Below are 16038 nucleotides of genomic sequence, written 5' to 3'. Positions count from 1 at the left end.
CCGCGGACCGGGCCGTCGCACCTGCTGCTCAGGGCGGCGGATACTTCAGCGCGTTCTTCGCCAGCTTGCGCTCGACGGCCTGCTCGATGTCCACGCCGCTGTGGTCGGCGATCTGCAGCAGGTAGAGCAGCACATCGGCGATCTCCTCGCCCAGGTGCTGGTGCCGTTGCGCATCCGCAGCGATGGCCACAGACTCCTCCGGCGTGAGCCACTGGAAGATCTCCACCAGTTCGGCCGCCTCCACCACCATGGCCATGGCCAGGTTCTTCGGCGTCTGATAGGGCTCCCAGCGTCGCGCCGCGGCGAACGCGCGCAGCCTGCGCTGCAGATCGGCAATGTCCATGGCCTCAGTGTGGCACGGCCTCGCGCATGCATGGGGTAAGCACTCGGTTCGGCCCGATGGCTGCCTCGCTAGAGTAGTCATCGCTAGCTAGCAACAACAAGACATCGGACCTGCCCCTCCGCGGTGGCGGCAAGGCAGGGCCGATACCCACGGAGACAGCAAGCCATGAATGCGATGCACCAGCGAATGCTGGCCCTGGCGGCCAGCCTCGTCCTCGCCGCCTGCGGCGGCGGCGGCGCGGATACCACCCCGGCCGACACCGGCGTCAAGTCGGTCAAGGTCTTTGGCGACAGCCTGGCCGACTCGGGCACCTTCGGCCTGAAGTTCACCGTGCAGGGTAGCGACTCGCTGATCTTCCCCGAGCGCGTGGCGCAGAGCTATGGCCTGAGCCTGTGCCCCTTCTACCTCTTCACCGGCACCACCTTCACCGTCAACAGCAAGACCGGCTGCACCAACTACGCGATCGGCGGCGCGGTGATCAACCACAGCAACCCGGCCGATCCGCGCGGCATTCCTTTGCAGCTGGCCACGGCCGGCAGCTTCAGCGCCAATGACCTGCTGCTGATCGACGGCGGCGGCAACGATGCGGCGGCCCTGGTCGGCGCCTACCTCAATGCGCCGCGCGACCAGGCCGCGAGCTACGCAGCCCTGCTCGGCACGCTGCTCACGCCCACGCAGGTCGGCACTGCACTGGCCGGTGGCGCGGCCGGCATGGCCAATGTCGGCGGTGCCTATATGCAGGCGCTGGCCGCGAAGTTCCACACCTCGATCAAGAGCAGCGCGCTGGACAAGGGCGCCCGCCGTGTCGTCGTGCTGAACATGCCGGGCATCACCAACACGCCACGCTTCCAGTTCGTGCTCGATGCCATTGCTGCCGCCAATGGCGGCGGCGCCACCGGTGCCGCGGCACGCGGCCAGGCCGAAGCCCTGTTCAAGGGCTGGGTCGAGGCCTTCAACGCCGAACTAGCCAAGCGCTTCGAGGGTGAGACGCGCGTCGCGATCGTGGACTTTTATACCGGCTTCAACGACCAGGTCGCGATGCCGGCGCAGTTCAGCCTCACCAATGTGAAGACTCCGGCCTGCCCGATCACCGGCGTGGGCAGCGACGGTCTGCCCAGCTACACCTTCCCGACCTGCACCGCGGCGGCGCTCTCCGCCTCGCCACCGGCCGGCGCCAGCGGCGCCGACTGGTGGAAGAGCTATGCGTTCTCGGACAGCTTCCATCCGACGCCTTACGGCCATCAGCTGCTCGCCCAGCTGATCTCCAAGACCCTGGCCACCAAGGGCTGGCTGTGAGCCGGCAGCTGCAGCAGAGATCGGAGACCGCAATGAAGAAGCACATCAAGCACGCTCACAAGACCGCTCTCGTCACGCTGGGCCTCGTCTCGGCCGGCCTTTGCGCAGTGGGCAGCGCGCAGGCGCAGAGCCTGGAACTCAGCCGCTTCAGCGCACGCGTCGGCATGACCACCATCATGCCCTCTGTGGACAGCGGCAACCTCAGCGCACCCAGCTTTGCCGGCACCAAGATCGATGTGGGCAATGCCACGATGGCCAGCGCAGGCATCAGCTATGCGCTGACCGACAGCATCGTCGTCGACCTGCCGCTCGGCCTGCCCTTCAAGCACAGGATCGTCGGCGATGGTGCGATCGCCGGCGTGGGCACGCTGGGCACGGTGCAGGCCCTGCCGATCACGATGACGGTGCAGTACCGCTTCGGCAATCGCGACTCGATGATTCGGCCCTATGTCGGCGTGGGCGGCACCTATGCCCGCTTCTTCCGCTCGCGCGGCACGGCAGCGCTGTCCGGTCTCACCGGCGGTTCGCCCGCCAAACCGACCACGCTGAGCATGGACAACGCGGGCGGCCCGGCCGCACAACTGGGCGCCATGGTCCGCCTGGACAAGCGCTGGTCCGTCGATGCATCGATCACCAAGGTGCGTCTGAAGACCACGGGAACGCTGTCCACCGGCCAGACCATAGACACGCGCCTGGACCCGGCAGCCGTGACGATCGCCTTCGACTACTCGTTCTGATCGGCAACTTATCCCGGGCAAGCCACAGCTTGCCCCGGGATCATCCACAGACTTGTCCACACGTGCTGCCGCACTGGCTGCATCAGTCGATGCCAACGACCTTGTGCATCTGCACCGACAGCCGCCACTGCGGATGGGCCATGCAGTAAGCCACTGCCTCGCGCGTGTGCTGGCGCTGCAGCACCGAATCCAGCGGCTGCAGGAAGAAGTGCTTGAAGTCCAGCCCTTCGAAGAGCTCCGGCCGCGCCAGCGGCTGGGGATAGACCAGCTTCAGTTCATCGCCTGAACGCAGCACCAGCTCCGCATCGGCCTTGGGGCTGACGCAGATCCAGTCCAGGCCCGGCGGCGCCGGCTGGGTGCCATTGGTCTCGACCGCGATCTCGAAGCCGCGCGCATGCAGGGCTTCGATCAGCGGCGTGTCCAGCTGCAGCAGCGGCTCGCCGCCGGTACACACCACATAGGGCTTGCCCGGCAGGCTGCCTGAGGCATCCCTGGGCCACTTCGCGGCAATGGCCTCGGCCAGCTCGGCCGCGGTAGCGAACTTGCCGCCGCCCTGACCATCGGTGCCGACGAAGTCGGTATCGCAGAAGCTGCATACCGCACCCTCGCGGTCCTGCTCGCGCCCGCTCCACAGATTGCAGCCGGCAAAGCGGCAGAACACCGCGGCACGACCTGCCTGGGCGCCCTCGCCCTGCAGCGTGTAGAAGATTTCCTTGACGGCGTAAGTCATGTCTGCCCCTCGTCGAATGGGACCATTCGCCGATCCCCCGAGGGGATGAGGGCCGGCTTGGGAGCGGCCCGGCGCTCGGCCCTGGCTTCTGGTTTCACACCGGAATCAGCGCTTCGCTGTCTTCGGTGCTGACGATAGATCCCGAGCCGCGCGTCTCGTACATGTCCACGCGGTCCAGCTGCGGCAGCGCGCCGCGGCCCTTGTCCAGCACCCAGGCAGCCAGGCTGGCGGTGTCGCCATCGGGCAGATCAGCGATCTCGTACAAGGGCCGGTGATCGATGGCCTTGAAGATCGGATCGAAGCGCGTCTTCACATCGCCGTAGTCCACCGTCCAGCCCATCACTGCATCCAGCTCGGCGCTGAGGTGCAGGCGCAGCGTGTAGGTGTGGCCGTGGATGGCTGCCAGCGGACTGCCGGCAGGAGCGTTTTTCAGTCGGATGGCGCTGTCCAGCGTCAGCTCCTTCCAGATGCGGTAGCGCTGCCCGTCGTAGTTGGCGCCGCTGCTGCCGGTCTCGTAGACGGTGACCCAGCTCAGCTCCGGCAGCTGCGGCTTGATGCGGTCCCACAGCCAGGAGGAGATCACTTCGCTGGTCGGGTTGGTCAGGCCGTCGATCTCGTTGAGGCACTGGTAGTTCAGCTGTATCTGGAACGGCGCCCAGATCTCGTCCAGGTGGTCGTAATCGATGGCCAGGTCGCGCTCACCCAGGTCCTGGTTGGCATGGACGATGACCTCGAAGCCATGACCATGCATGCGGCCGCACTTGTGGCCCAGCGGCACATTGGGCAGCTTGTGGGCAGCCTGGAAGCGATAGCGCCGCCAGACATGCGCCTGACCATTGGCATCCAGGTCCACGCCGGTCTGCGCCGTGCTCTGCACGCCGACCTGCAGGATGCCAGGGACGCCGAACTCCTGCTCCAGACGATGGCGTATCCAGCGCGCGATGTTCTCGTCGGTGGGCTGTTCGATCTGTGCGTTCAGAAGCGCATGGTCCAGCGGCGCGACGCAGGCCTCCAGCCGGCGACGCAGTTCTTCCACCTCGGCCCCCGCGAAAGGTGCCCAGCCCGCCGGCAGTGCAGCCCGCACGGTGGCGAAGTAGCTATGTCCATGCAGCCCGTGGCTGCGATGCGTGTCAGGCAGCGCCGGGATATGGCAGGCCGACTCGAAACCGCAGGAAGCCGAGTAGGTGGTGCTAACGGTGATGGCGGGATGGGTGGGGGTGCTCATGTGCTGCTGCATCGCGGGCCGCAGTGTGACACGACTGCTGGGCCGGGCAGACAGCGGCGCGGCATACCCGACACAGACGCACAACACGCGCAAGCTGGGCAGTCCACAGCTGTATTCAATGTATTCAGATCAATACGTGGTGGTGGTGGTAGAGGCCCGCTCGCGCTGTGGACAAGCCCAAAAACACGCCGCGTGCCAAGCACTTGGCCGCACGCGAACCCTGTGCGCGGTACCCGGGTTTGGCCGCGCGCGGAAGTACAACAACTTGGTGGGAAGGCGTTTTGCTGTGGATAAGGCCCGTCTTGCGCAAGACTTGTCCCCAGGCTTGTACCTTGACAGGCGGGCAAAAAGAAAGCCGGGCAACTGGCCCGGCTTCTGGACAAGAGGTCACTCAGCAACCATGCAGCCTCGCGTGCATGAGACTGAAACATCATTGAACGAGCTTGGTGATTTCAGGGCGTGATCCAGACAAAGTCCATGTCAGGCCAGCAGCGGGATTGCAGACGCCTTCGAAAAGAAGGATGTCGTCGCTCTTCAGGGAACCAATGGCCTTGAGCTTCACTTCGATCCTTGCCTGCGTGGCACTTGAGCCGCTTGCTTCAATGCTGTTGACGACCTTTGACGAGGCGAATGCCGCTGCATCGGCCAGCCTCAGGCTCGCGTTGTTCGCGCCATTGAGGTAGGCGCCGGTGCAAGCCTCGCCCAACGCCAGCTTGGCAGTGGAAGCCAAGGAGATGGCTTCGCTGAGTCGAGAGCGGGTGACGTGGCTGTTGTAGGTCGGCAGCGCTATGCCGACCAGCACAGCAACGAGCGCGCATGCGAGCAGTACTTCGAGCAGTCCGAAGCCACCCTGCATCAGTGGTCGAGGCTGTGCATTGTTTTCAAGTGGTCTGGCCATTGCCGAAATCAGTGGTCGAGGCTGTGCATTGTTTTCAAGTGGTCTGGCCATTGCCGAAGTGTGAGGTGGGTCTGCTGCTTTCCACTGTCTGCACATATCTTCCGTCTGCTGGGCCGTTGGTGATTTCGGAGATGGGAGTCTTGCTTAGCGGCTGTCAGCCGCGCAAGCGGGCTCATTGGTGCTCCATGTTTTCAGGAAGTCTCGCAGAGCATTCATTGGACCGCGAGGCACTTGTTGGCCGAGCCCTGACTCCCATGTCGATACCGCGTCGCGCTCCCCGCTCGCCAAGCTGGCCAGCATGCCCAATACGAGGTATTGCTCGCGAAGTCGCGGGGTTGCATTTCCACCGTCCCGGCCCAGCAAGTGCCTGGCCTTTGCTGCAGCGGTCGTCCAGTCGGCTGAGGCCATCGCAGCGTACAACTCGATCTGCGCAAGATGATTGCTGGTCATGCCAGGGATGGCGCGCCGCCACTCGGAAGCATTCCAGAGGCTCTTCTGCAGCTCGGCATCGAGATGGCCCAAGGTCGAGCCGGCAAGCACGCCGAGTTGCTCTCTCAGCGCAACGGGATCCAGAGGCAACACACCACGCCGGAAGGCCAGCAGCATGGTGACGGTTTCCGCCAGGCTTGAGTTGCGGCGGTAGAGCTCAGCTGTGCTTTGCCTGCCAAGCACGCCGTTTGCTGCGTCGATGGCATCGACATGCAGGCGCGCCAGCTGGCCAAAGGGATCGGCAGTCACCGTGGCTGTTGCCGGCAGCGGCTTGCGGCATTCCAGCACGTTGAGCACCGGCATGCCTTGCGCGACAAGTTGAGGCAGCAGGCCTGCTCTCTGGCGCTCGAACCGCTTTGCCGGTGCTGCAAGAGCGACTGTCGGATGGAAGTCCGTATAAGGCTTGGCACCGTGCTGTTGCACGAAGTTCTTCAGTGCACCCGGGCCGCCGATGCGCCGCACCTTCAGATCATCAGCACCGCTCAGGCCCACTCGGCGCAGCTCATTGGCAAGTTGGGCATGACGCCAAGGTTCAGCACTGATGTCACCCAGCTTGCCTTTCGCGCCGACCACGATCAGATCGGCGAAGTTCGTCAAGTAGACATCGCTGTTCGGGAACTCAACCAGCAAAGCGCCCACCATTTCGGCGAGAAGTGCATCGGACATCTCGTAGAGATGGATCCACTGGATCAGCAGGCCGTCTTCCTTGAGATGGCGCTTTGCGATGGCATAGAACTCCTTTGTGAACAGACTGGCAACGCCGCTGACCCAGGGATTGGAGGGTTCCGAGATCAACACGTCATACGGTTCCACACCGCCGCCCAGGAATCGCCGAGCGTCCTCGAAATGAACTTTCGAGCGTGGGTCTTCATAGGCTCGCCAGTTCCGCTCGTTGAACAGTTTGGCACCCTCCCACATCGCATGTTCGATCTCAATTGTGTCCACCTGCTTGGGCACCGGCGAGCCAAGAACCGTGTGGGTGCTCAGGCCAGATCCCCATCCGACCAGGGCGATGCGCTCCGGGTTCGGGTGTAGTGCCAGTGGCAAGGCACCGAGCATCAGCATCGTGACTTCATCGGTTGTCGGCTCATCACCCATGCGGGTCAGTCCAGCATCCGGCTTTCCATTGGTGGTGATGGAAAGTTGGCGCCCAGTTTGAGCCACAGAGATCGAAGCAGTAGCCCCATCCTTGTAATAGATCAGTTCCTTGGCGCTTGTATGCAGTTGTCCGTGCCTGAATACACCGGAAGCCTGGTCGGTGCGATCTGGCAAGCCGATGCGCACAACAACAGCCAGCAGCAGCGCCGCCAGCAGTGAAGCCGCCAAGACCGGGAGAGTCCAGCGCCTTGGACTGACACCGCGCAGCAGTACAACGCCGATCAACACATCGACGGTTGCTGCGGTCACAACGGTGAGGCTGACGCCCAGAACCGGCATGAGCACGTGGACGGACAGCAAGACTCCGACGATTGCGCCCAGCGTGTTGGCGGCGTAGATCTGGCCGATTGCTCGCTCGCCTGCACCCTTGCGGAGCAAAGCTGTCGTGAAGAGAGGCAGCGTCATTCCGGCGAAGAATGCCGCAGGCACCATCACCAGGATGGCGATGATGGCAGTGGCGATGCTGTACAGCAGATAACCCTGGGCGCTGGGTGCCAGCGCCCCCATGATCCAGGCGACCCAGCTGAAGCTGCTGGCCAGCACCGGCACCGAGATCAAGGCGGAGGCGCCCATCGCAATCTGCACATAGCCGGCGTAGCGCGCCACATCCGAAACAGCCGCTGCGCGTCGTCGAACCCAGAGCCCGCCCAGCGCTAGGCCAGTGATGAACGCGGCAAGCATCAACTCGAATCCATGCAGCGTGGTACCCAGGGCCTGGTTCAGCAGTCGCACCCAGCCGATCTCATAGGCAAAAGAGGCTGCGCTAGACATGAAGGTGGCGCTCAGCAGCAGCACGGCCAGACGACGAAGCTCGGCAGGGCTTGTGCTCACTCCGACTGCTTCTGCGGCAGCAGCCGGAGACGATGAATGAGATGCAGACGCCGACGAAGAGCGCCAGCCAGCCTCGCCGCTGATTGCGCTCAGCCAGGCGGTACTCAATGCAAGCACTGCATTGATTGCCGCGGCCACCCATAGGGCACCGGCCATTCCCCATAGCGGCAGCAAGACGAAGGTGGCCACCAGCACGCCGATCGCGGCGCCTATGCTGTTGGTGAAGTACAGCGTACCCAGTACCTCGCCGTCGCGTTCGGCGCCTGAGCGCAGGATGCCGGAGGCAATCAGCGGAAAGGTGGCACCGAGCAGAATGGTCTGAGGTGCGATCAAGGTCGCCGCACTGCCCCATTGCCAGGCTGTTGCCCAGCCTGTGTCCTTCAGTACGGGCAATACCAGCGACTGGCTGAACTCGGTGTAGGCCAGGAACAGTGGGTGAAAGCCAGCGCCAGCGATGGCGACCAACGCCTCGACCAGCGCATAGATGCCGATCAGCCGCGAGAAACGCAGACTGAATCGGCTCACAAGCCACGACCCCAGCGCCATGCCACCCATGAACATCATCAGCACTAGCGTCTGCGCATAGGCGGCGTGCCCTAGCACCAGGCCCAGGTACTGCGACCAGATCGATTGGTAGATCAGCGCAGAGAAGCCAGATAGCACAAACAGTGCGTTAAGCAGAGGCACAACTCTGTGCCTCTGCGGAGGCGAGGTGACCATGTGCGTTGCTGGAGAGGCCAGGGTATTCATACTTCGACCCGAAGTGGAACTAGCAGGTTAAGGAAGCAAAAAGGGCGGCCTTTCGGCCGCCCTTGCACTTGCCTGTGCTACCCAATGGCATTTAGGTCTTCGGGCGGAACTTTTCCGGCACAGTTCCACCAATCGTCGTGACGCAGGAAGCGCCCGTCGCACACTTAACCGTGTAAACGATGTTGCCTGCGTCGACATCCGCGTTACCGGTGTTGCCCATTTCAATCGTGATAGTGGCTTCTGTAGCGTCCTTCGTTGCCACAGTCACAGACTCAACGTACTTGCCCTTGATATCGGCGGCAGCTGCCATGCCGAACGTAGCATTGTCCTTGGCAACGGTGTGCAGTTCACCAGCGTTAAAGGCCAGTTGCACATTACGGATTGCGGTTGCCGACAGCGCAGCAGCCTCAGAAACCTTGGACTTCGTTGTGTAGTCCTGATAGGCCGGCAGAGCCACAGCGGCCAGGATGCCGATGATCGCAACGACAATCATCAGCTCGATCAGGGTGAAACCTTGTTGGATGCGCTTCATGGTGAAACTCCTTGCTGGTATCCAGCGGTATGAAGAAACAGGGGTTGAGGAACAGAGACAGTCCCCCTGAATGCAGGGGTCGTGCCAGGCCTGTTGGTACTGCTGGCGTGACGGAAATCACGGGCTCAGATGGGTGCGACTGGCCGAGGCGACACTTTTGGTCAGTTCTAGCGGCGCGATTTGTGCGCCGGTGCCTGGAATGACGTTTTTTGTCAGTCTGGATTGGCTGCCTGCTGGATGCGGCCGCCGGCATTCAGTCAGCCAGCAGCGACAGGGCCTTGTTGTTGCAACCGCTTACAGCGCCAGCGTCTGGCCGCTGTGCAGCGCCGAGATGCGGTGCGGCAGGCCCAGGGCGGCGATCTGGCTCATCACCGCGTCGCGTTCGCCGGGCTTGATGTGCGTGATGTGGATCTGCAGGCCCTGCTGGCCCGGCTGCAGCATGGCCAGCTCGTGGCCCAGTGCGGTGGGGCAGAGATGGCGGCTGATGCGTGCCAGCTGGCGTTCTTCATCGCTGAAGGCGGTCTCGATGATCAGATGGGCCAGCTTCAGCTCGGCCAAGCGATGCCAAAGCGCCGGGTTGGGCCCGGTGTCGCCCGTGTAGACCCAGTGGCCGGCGCTGCCGCCGTCGACGGCAAAGCCGACAGCGGGCACGGTGTGCTCGGCCTTCAATACCTCGATCTCGCGACCGGCCAACTGCAGGCGTTGGCCGATGGCAAAGGGCACCAGGACCAGCACCGGGTGTTCGGCATTGGGCAGACGAGTGAAATCGGGCCAGATCACGCCGTTGAAGAGATGGTCGCGCAGCGAGGCCAGGGTATCGGGCAGCGCATGCACCTGGATGGGCGCACGCTTCGCGCGCTCGCGCAGGCGCAGCACCGCGTCGGCCAGCAGCGGCAGCGACAGCACATGGTCCAGGTGCGAGTGGCTCAACAGCACATGGTCGATGCGCGCCAGCTCGTCCAGCGTGAGGTCACCCACGCCGGTACCGGCGTCGATGAGGATGTCGTCGTCGAGGAGAAAGGCTGTGGTCTTGTCGCCGGCGGCGATGGCACCCGAACAGCCCAGTACGCGTATTTGCATGTCGGTCGAGATGGCGGAGCCGGGGTGTCCGGTTCCGGGCGCGCCGCAGTGTGGCGGCGTTGAGCCGGCCATGAATTTACGTGCGCCAGCCGCGGACGCAAGCCGCTAAGTTCTCGATTCCGGGCAGATTGCCACGCGCGGCAGCAGATGGATGGCGCCCGCGTGAATTAGTTGCCGCGCGCCATGGGCCGCGCGGCCTTTCAGGTGCCCGCCTGGATGAACTGCATCTGCGTGCCGGCCAGTTCGATCACATCGCCGTTGCGCAGGGCCACCGATTCGCCGGTCAGCGGCACGCCGTTGACGGTGGGGCGCACCGTGCCTTCGACATGGGCGAAGACGTAGCCGCTGGGCCGTTTGGTGATCGAAGCCACCTGCACGCCCGGCTTGCCCACGGTGGTGACCACCTTGGTGAGGCTGACCTCGCGGCCGGCGGCCGAGCCGGTGAGTACCTTGATGGTGGCCGGCAGCGCAGCGCTGGCCGCACCCGGCAGCGAGCCGAAGGACGAGGGCATGCCGAAGCCCGAGGGCGTGGCGCCGCCGTGCTTGAGGATCATCGTCTTTTCGTAGTCGCCGCCTTCGTCGAGCAGGTACTTGATCTTGTACTTGCCGATCTCGACGATGTCGCCATTGGCGAGCAACTGCTTCTTGATCGCCTTGCCGTTGATGTAGGTGCCGTTTGTCGAGTTGAGGTCCTCGATGAACACATCGGCGCCCACCATCTGCAGCACGGCGTGCTCGCCGCTGACAGCGAGGTTGTCGATGACGATGTCGTTGTACGGGCGCCGACCGAGCGTGGTCTTGTCTTTGGTGATCTGCACGTCCTTGATCACCACCCCGTCGAGCGAAACCACCAGCTTGCCCATGCTTGACCTCGAGTCCCGTAGTCGGCTGTTCTTGTGCGCGGATCGGCCGGCGGATGCCCTGCTTGGCGCCGTCGGCGCCAGCCCTGCCCGTCCGTCGGGTGTTTGTTACTGCTACTGCTGCTGCATCTTGCGGCCGAATGGCCACCAGGCCCGGCCGGGGCTGCGCGTGCGGCCTTCGGCCCTGGCCAGAACGATCGCAATATTATCCTTGCCGCCCATGTCATTGGCGGCATCGATCAATGCCTGTGTCGCTTCCGCCAAGGACGGGTGGCCGCGCAGCAGTTGCGCCAGCGCATCATCGTCGAGCATGTCGGACAGGCCGTCGGAGCAGAGCAGATAGGTGTCGCCCGGCTGGATATCGTGCTGGTGCAGCTCCAGCATCACCGTGTCCTCCACACCCACCGCGCGGGTGACGAGGTTGCGGTTGCTGGAGTAGACCGCTTCTTCAGGCGTCAGCAGCCCGGCATCGAGCTGTTCCTGTAGCAAAGAGTGATCGCGTGTTACCTGCGTGAGCTGTCCGTTACGCAGCCGATACGCACGCGAGTCGCCGACATGGCCGAGCAGCAGCGTGTCCTCGCGGAACACGGCCAGCACCAGCGTCGTGCCCATGCCGGCATAGCGCGGGTTGGTGTTGGCGGCGTTGAAGATGGCGCGGTTGGCGTTGTCCACGCAGATGTCCATGGCGCGGCGCACGTCCTGGCCGGTGGCGCGGCCGCCAGCTTCGCGCAGCCAGCGGCCCAGCTCGGACTTGATGAAGCTGGTCAGCATCTGGCTGGCCACCTCGCCGGCGTTGTAGCCGCCCATGCCGTCAGCCAGCACGGCCAAGCCGACCGACTCGTCCACGGCCACCGAGTCTTCGTTGTTGTCGCGGGACCGACCGACGTCGGTGGCGCAGAAGATCTCCACGGTCATGTTCAGGCGCTGCGTGCTTGTGGTTCAGCTGGCGGAGCCGGGATTTTGCCCCCGATCTTCTGGCGACATGCGCAGTGTTTGCGCGAAGGGATCCACACTTGGTGCATCTGCGTGAGGGGGGACAAGCTCGTTCGGCGCATCCGGGCCGATCTGTGCAGCCACAGCCTCCAGGTCCTGGGCCATCTGCTCTCCGCCCGCATAGCGCAACTCCGGCCGCTTCTCCAGCGCCAGCGCGAGCACCATCGCCAGCGCCTCGGGCAAGGCCGGTCGGTAGTGACGCACGTCGGGCGCGGGCTGCTGGGCAATCATCTGCATCAGCTTGGCCATCGATTCGGACTGGTGCGGCAAGTGACCGGTGAGCAGCTGGAACAGCATCACGCCCAGCGAATAGAGGTCGCTGCGGCCGTCAACCTTGAGCCCGGCCAGCTGCTCGGGCGACATGAAGGAGGGCGTGCCCAGCACCAGGCCCGTGCGCGTGCGGCTGCCGTCGGCGATGCGCGCGATGCCGAAGTCCATGATCTTCAGCGTGCCGCTGGCGCGCTCATACATGACGTTGGAAGGCTTGATGTCACGGTGCACCACGCCCTGGGCATGCGCATAGGCCAGCGCGCGCGCCAGTCTGGCGGCGAGCGCCAGCACCTCGGGCACGGGCAGCAACTGGCCGGGACGGGTGAAGTGGCTGAGGTCCTGGCCGCGCACGTACTCCATCGCGATCCAGGCGTCCTGGCCGGCCTCGCCGGCATCCAGCACCTCGAGGATGTCCGGGTGGCGCAGGTGGCGTGCGGCGCGGGCCTCGCGCATGAAGCGCTGGCGCACGTCGGCCAGATCCTCTGCCGCGAACTCGCGCTGCAGCGCGAGCCGCTTGATCGCCACCTCGCGGCCGGAGGCGATCTCCCTGGCCAGATGCACCACCGCCATGGCACCGCGGCCGATTTCGGCGCCGATCTCGTAATGGTCCAGCGCCGCGCCGCGCGTAGGCTGGAAGACCTCGGGCTGGGTGCTGGGCGGCGAGCTGTCGGGCTCGACGGACTCGGCAGTCTTGCGGCCGAGCAGGCGATGCCAGAAAGACGCGCCGCCGGCCATCGCTGTTCAGGCCTGCTGAGCGCCGCCGCCGCCGCGGGCGGCGAACAGCTTGCCAAGGGCCAGCACCAACAGCGCACCGGCCACGCCGCTGCCGTAGTGGAGCGCCGGCAGCACCGTGGTGCTGCCCGGCTTGTCGCCCGGCACCATCGGTACCCAGCCGCTGATCGCCGGGTCGCCGACCATCATGGTGCCGGCGATCCAGCCCAGCAGCATCGCACCCAGCACGATGACAACGGGGAAGCGGTCCATCAGCTTGATGACCAGTTGGCTACCCCAGACGATGATGGGAATGGACACCAGCAGGCCGAAGATCACCAGCGGCATTTGGTGGTGGCTGCCCGCACCTTCGGCAGCGCCGGCGATGGCGATGACGTTGTCCAGGCTCATCACGAAGTCGGCGACGATCACCGTCTTCACCGCGGCCCAGAGCTTGTCGCTGGCCTGGATGTTGCCGTGCTCGTCCTCGTCTTCAGGCATCAGCAGCTTCATGCCGATCCACAGCAGCAGCAGACCGCCGACCAGCTTCAGGAAGGGCAGCTTGAGCAGCGTCAGCGCGAAGAAGATCAGGATCACGCGCAGGATGATGGCGCCGGCAGTGCCCCAGATGATGCCCTGGGTGCGCTGCTTGTCCGGCAGCTTGCGGCAGGCCAGCGCGATGACCACCGCGTTGTCGCCACCCAGCAGGATGTCGATCATGATGATCTGGCCGACGGCGAGCCAGAACTCGGGGCTGGTGAGCATGTCCATATGCGGTGATGTGTGCCAGGCGGCTGCGGCGAGGCAGTGCCCAGTCTAAAGCGTTGAAAGACGTGGCGGGGTGTGCCCGATGCTGCCGTGCCCCCGTCAGGAGGGACGGCAGACAGGGAACGGCCCCGCCTTCAGTAATACAAAAGGGCCCGAAGGCCCCTTTGTATGTTCGACCTGTGGTCAGGTCGATTTTCGTTTGCCGGCTGGGTGGCCGCCGATGCGTGAAATTACGCATCTAGCCTGCCCAACTGCGACTTACAGCAGCGATTTCAGCAGCTTGCCCATCTCCGACGGGTTGCGCGTGACCTTGAAGCCGCACTCTTCCATGATGGCCAGCTTTGCGTCGGCCGTATCGGCACCACCGGCGATCAGCGCACCAGCGTGGCCCATGCGCTTTCCGGGGGGCGCGGTCACGCCGGCGATGAAGCCGACCACCGGCTTCTTCATATTGGCCTTGCACCAGCGCGCGGCTTCCGCCTCGTCCGGGCCGCCGATCTCGCCGATCATGATCACCGCGTCGGTGTCCGGATCGTCGTTGAAGGCCTTCATCACGTCGATGTGCTTCAGACCGTTGATCGGGTCGCCGCCGATGCCGACAGCGCTGGACTGGCCCAGGCCGATCTCGGTCAGCTGCGCCACGGCTTCATAGGTCAGCGTGCCCGAACGGGACACGACGCCAATGCGGCCCTTGCGATGGATGTGGCCGGGCATGATGCCGATCTTGATCTCTTCGGGCGTGATCAGGCCGGGGCAGTTCGGGCCCAGCAGCAGCGTCTTCTTGCCGCCGGCGGCTTCCTTGGCCTTCATCTTGTTGCGCACCATCAGCATGTCGCGCACAGGGATGCCTTCGGTGATGCAGATCGCCAGGTCCAGGTCGGCCTCGACGGCTTCCCAGATCGCGTCGGCAGCGCCCGCGGGCGGCACGTAGATCACCGAGACGGTGGCGCCGGTCTGCGCCTTGGCTTCCTTCACCGAGGCGTAGATGGGGATCTCGGAGAACTTCTCGCCCGCCTTCTTGGGGTTCACGCCGGCGACGAAGGCGTTCTTGCCGTTCGCGTAGGCTTGGCAGCCCAGGGTGTGGAATTGACCGGTCTTGCCCGTGATGCCCTGGGTGATGACCTTGGTGTCCTTGTTGATGTAGATGCTCATGTTCGTATTCCTTGGCTGGGGCTCGTGGCTTACTTGACCGCGGCGACGATCTTGGTCGCGGCTTCGGCCATGGTGTCGGCAGAGATGATGGGCAGGCCGGACTCGGCCAGCATCTTCTTGCCCAGCTCTTCGTTGGTGCCCTTCATGCGCACCACCAGCGGCACTTGCAGGTTCACCGCCTTGCAGGCCGTGATCACGCCTTCGGCGATGGTGTCGCACTTCATGATGCCGCCGAAGATGTTCACCAGGATGCCCTTCACATCCGGGTTCTTCAGCATGATCTTGAAGGCCTCGGTCACCTTCTCGGCGGTGGCGCCGCCGCCGACGTCCAGGAAGTTGGCCGGCTCGCCGCCGAACAGCTTGATGGTGTCCATCGTCGACATCGCCAGACCGGCGCCGTTGACCAGGCAGCCGATGTTGCCGTCCAGGCTGATGTAGGCCAGATCGAACTTGGAGGCCTCGACTTCGGCCGGATCCTCTTCGTCCAGGTCACGCAGCGCGACGATTTCCGGGTGGCGGAACAGCGCGTTGGAATCGAAGTTGAACTTGGCGTCCAGCGCGATCAGGTTGCCCTTGCTGTCGCAGTTCAGCGGGTTGATCTCGACCAGCGACGCGTCGGTGTCCATGTAGCACTTGTAGAGCTTCTGGAACAGGTCGACGGCCTGGTCCACCGAGACACCGGTGAGGCCGATGGCCGTGGCGATCTTCTTGGCCTGCTCGGCACCCAGGCCGGTCAGCGGGTCGATCATCTCGGTGATGATCTTCTCAGGCGTGCTGTGCGCCACTTCCTCGATGTCCATGCCGCCTTCGCTGGAGGCGATGAAGGCCACCTTCTGCGTGCCGCGGTCGGTGACCAGCGAGACGTAGTACTCCTTCTTGATGTCGGCGCCGTCCTCGATGTAGAGGCGGCGGACCTTCTGGCCCTCGGGGCCGGTCTGGTGCGTCTTGAGCTGCATGCCCAGGATCTCGCCAGCCAGACGCTTGACGTCTTCGATCGTCTTGGCCACCTTCACGCCGCCGCCCTTGCCGCGGCCACCAGCGTGGATCTGCGCCTTCACCACCCACACCGGGCCACCCAGCTTCTGGGCCGCCTCGACGGCTTCCTGGACCGTGAACGCTGGGATGCCGCGCGGCACCGGCACGCCGAACTGGCGCAGGATTTCCTTGCCCTGGTACTCGTGAATCTTCATGGGGGGTCTCGCTTTGTGGGGGAAG

At 64.4% G+C, this 16038-nt stretch carries 15 protein-coding genes; 2 read left to right on the top strand and 13 right to left on the bottom strand.

The genetic code is table 11. From position 1 onward, the window contains the following. Positions 1–28 precede the first annotated feature (28 nt). Positions 29–343 (bottom strand): nucleotide pyrophosphohydrolase, encoded by a 315-nt coding sequence (locus AC2EBS_RS17530; protein WP_484729744.1) that lies wholly within the window; start codon positions 341–343, stop codon positions 29–31. Positions 344–517: 174 nt separating this feature from the next. On the opposite strand from AC2EBS_RS17530, the gene AC2EBS_RS17525 reads away from it, so the two are divergent. Beyond that, positions 518–1639 carry an SGNH/GDSL hydrolase family protein gene (locus tag AC2EBS_RS17525; RefSeq protein WP_484729801.1) on the top strand — a complete coding sequence of 374 codons (1122 nt, stop codon included), beginning with the start codon at positions 518–520 and terminating at the stop codon, positions 1637–1639. 32 nt (positions 1640–1671) lie between these two features. Continuing rightward, the gene (locus AC2EBS_RS17520; RefSeq protein ID WP_484729743.1) at positions 1672–2376 is read left to right on the top strand and encodes an OmpW/AlkL family protein; all 705 of its coding nucleotides are present in this window, start codon (positions 1672–1674) and stop codon (positions 2374–2376) included. A gap of 82 nt (positions 2377–2458) precedes the next feature. Here AC2EBS_RS17520 and queE read toward each other — a convergent pair whose 3' ends face one another. From queE to sucC, 12 genes are all read right to left on the bottom strand, one after another. Next, positions 2459–3106 carry a 7-carboxy-7-deazaguanine synthase gene (queE, locus tag AC2EBS_RS17515; RefSeq protein WP_484729742.1) on the bottom strand — a complete coding sequence of 216 codons (648 nt, stop codon included), beginning with the start codon at positions 3104–3106 and terminating at the stop codon, positions 2459–2461. A gap of 94 nt (positions 3107–3200) precedes the next feature. Further along, on the bottom strand, positions 3201–4331 hold the full coding sequence (locus AC2EBS_RS17510; RefSeq protein ID WP_484729741.1) for a 6-pyruvoyl trahydropterin synthase family protein: 1131 nt from the start codon (positions 4329–4331) through the stop codon (positions 3201–3203). A gap of 430 nt (positions 4332–4761) precedes the next feature. Then, positions 4762–5280, bottom strand: a complete 519-nt coding sequence (locus AC2EBS_RS17505) for a pilin (protein ID WP_484729740.1) — start codon at positions 5278–5280, stop codon at positions 4762–4764. 93 nt (positions 5281–5373) lie between these two features. Further along, entirely contained in the window at positions 5374–8457 is a 3084-nt protein-coding gene (locus AC2EBS_RS17500; protein WP_484729739.1) for a fused MFS/spermidine synthase, read from the bottom strand. Between the two features lie 91 nt (positions 8458–8548). Then, the gene (locus tag AC2EBS_RS17495) at positions 8549–8989 is read right to left on the bottom strand and encodes a pilin (protein WP_484729738.1); all 441 of its coding nucleotides are present in this window, start codon (positions 8987–8989) and stop codon (positions 8549–8551) included. Positions 8990–9283: 294 nt separating this feature from the next. Continuing rightward, the gene (locus tag AC2EBS_RS17490) at positions 9284–10069 is read right to left on the bottom strand and encodes an MBL fold metallo-hydrolase (RefSeq protein ID WP_484729737.1); all 786 of its coding nucleotides are present in this window, start codon (positions 10067–10069) and stop codon (positions 9284–9286) included. A gap of 200 nt (positions 10070–10269) precedes the next feature. After that, entirely contained in the window at positions 10270–10932 is a 663-nt protein-coding gene (locus AC2EBS_RS17485) for an FHA domain-containing protein (RefSeq protein ID WP_484729736.1), read from the bottom strand. Between the two features lie 111 nt (positions 10933–11043). Next, the gene (locus AC2EBS_RS17480) at positions 11044–11844 is read right to left on the bottom strand and encodes a Stp1/IreP family PP2C-type Ser/Thr phosphatase (RefSeq protein WP_484729735.1); all 801 of its coding nucleotides are present in this window, start codon (positions 11842–11844) and stop codon (positions 11044–11046) included. A gap of 24 nt (positions 11845–11868) precedes the next feature. Continuing rightward, entirely contained in the window at positions 11869–12927 is a 1059-nt protein-coding gene (locus tag AC2EBS_RS17475) for a serine/threonine-protein kinase (protein WP_484729734.1), read from the bottom strand. Between the two features lie 6 nt (positions 12928–12933). Next, entirely contained in the window at positions 12934–13674 is a 741-nt protein-coding gene (locus AC2EBS_RS17470; RefSeq protein WP_484729733.1) for a TerC family protein, read from the bottom strand. Between the two features lie 255 nt (positions 13675–13929). Continuing rightward, positions 13930–14823: a succinate--CoA ligase subunit alpha gene (gene sucD / locus AC2EBS_RS17465; RefSeq protein ID WP_484729732.1), complete on the bottom strand. Its 894-nt coding sequence runs from the start codon at positions 14821–14823 to the stop codon at positions 13930–13932. A 29-nt stretch (positions 14824–14852) separates the two neighbouring features. Then, a complete protein-coding gene (gene sucC, locus AC2EBS_RS17460) occupies positions 14853–16013 on the bottom strand; it encodes an ADP-forming succinate--CoA ligase subunit beta (protein WP_484729731.1) in 1161 nt (386 codons plus the stop codon). Positions 16014–16038 lie beyond the last annotated feature (25 nt).

The sequence above is a fragment of the Roseateles sp. T103 genome, from assembly GCF_057219915.1.
This window is presented reverse-complemented; position numbering and strand designations above follow the sequence as displayed.

Excerpts from the sequence above, each read along its gene's own strand:
- sucC (WP_484729731.1), bottom strand. The coding sequence starts at position 16,013 with ATGAAGATTCACGAGTACCAGGGCAAGGAAATCCTGCGCCAGTTCGGC.
- AC2EBS_RS17485 (WP_484729736.1), bottom strand. The coding sequence starts at position 10,932 with ATGGGCAAGCTGGTGGTTTCGCTCGACGGGGTGGTGATCAAGGACGTG.
- AC2EBS_RS17470 (WP_484729733.1), bottom strand. The coding sequence starts at position 13,674 with ATGGACATGCTCACCAGCCCCGAGTTCTGGCTCGCCGTCGGCCAGATC.
- AC2EBS_RS17490 (WP_484729737.1), bottom strand. The coding sequence starts at position 10,069 with ATGCAAATACGCGTACTGGGCTGTTCGGGTGCCATCGCCGCCGGCGAC.
- AC2EBS_RS17520 (WP_484729743.1), top strand. The coding sequence starts at position 1,672 with ATGAAGAAGCACATCAAGCACGCTCACAAGACCGCTCTCGTCACGCTG.
- AC2EBS_RS17475 (WP_484729734.1), bottom strand. The coding sequence starts at position 12,927 with ATGGCCGGCGGCGCGTCTTTCTGGCATCGCCTGCTCGGCCGCAAGACT.
- sucD (WP_484729732.1), bottom strand. The coding sequence starts at position 14,823 with ATGAGCATCTACATCAACAAGGACACCAAGGTCATCACCCAGGGCATC.
- AC2EBS_RS17525 (WP_484729801.1), top strand. The coding sequence starts at position 518 with ATGCACCAGCGAATGCTGGCCCTGGCGGCCAGCCTCGTCCTCGCCGCC.
- AC2EBS_RS17510 (WP_484729741.1), bottom strand. The coding sequence starts at position 4,331 with ATGAGCACCCCCACCCATCCCGCCATCACCGTTAGCACCACCTACTCG.
- queE (WP_484729742.1), bottom strand. The coding sequence starts at position 3,106 with ATGACTTACGCCGTCAAGGAAATCTTCTACACGCTGCAGGGCGAGGGC.
- AC2EBS_RS17505 (WP_484729740.1), bottom strand. The coding sequence starts at position 5,280 with ATGGCCAGACCACTTGAAAACAATGCACAGCCTCGACCACTGATTTCG.
- AC2EBS_RS17500 (WP_484729739.1), bottom strand. The coding sequence starts at position 8,457 with ATGAATACCCTGGCCTCTCCAGCAACGCACATGGTCACCTCGCCTCCG.
- AC2EBS_RS17530 (WP_484729744.1), bottom strand. The coding sequence starts at position 343 with ATGGACATTGCCGATCTGCAGCGCAGGCTGCGCGCGTTCGCCGCGGCG.
- AC2EBS_RS17495 (WP_484729738.1), bottom strand. The coding sequence starts at position 8,989 with ATGAAGCGCATCCAACAAGGTTTCACCCTGATCGAGCTGATGATTGTC.
- AC2EBS_RS17480 (WP_484729735.1), bottom strand. The coding sequence starts at position 11,844 with ATGACCGTGGAGATCTTCTGCGCCACCGACGTCGGTCGGTCCCGCGAC.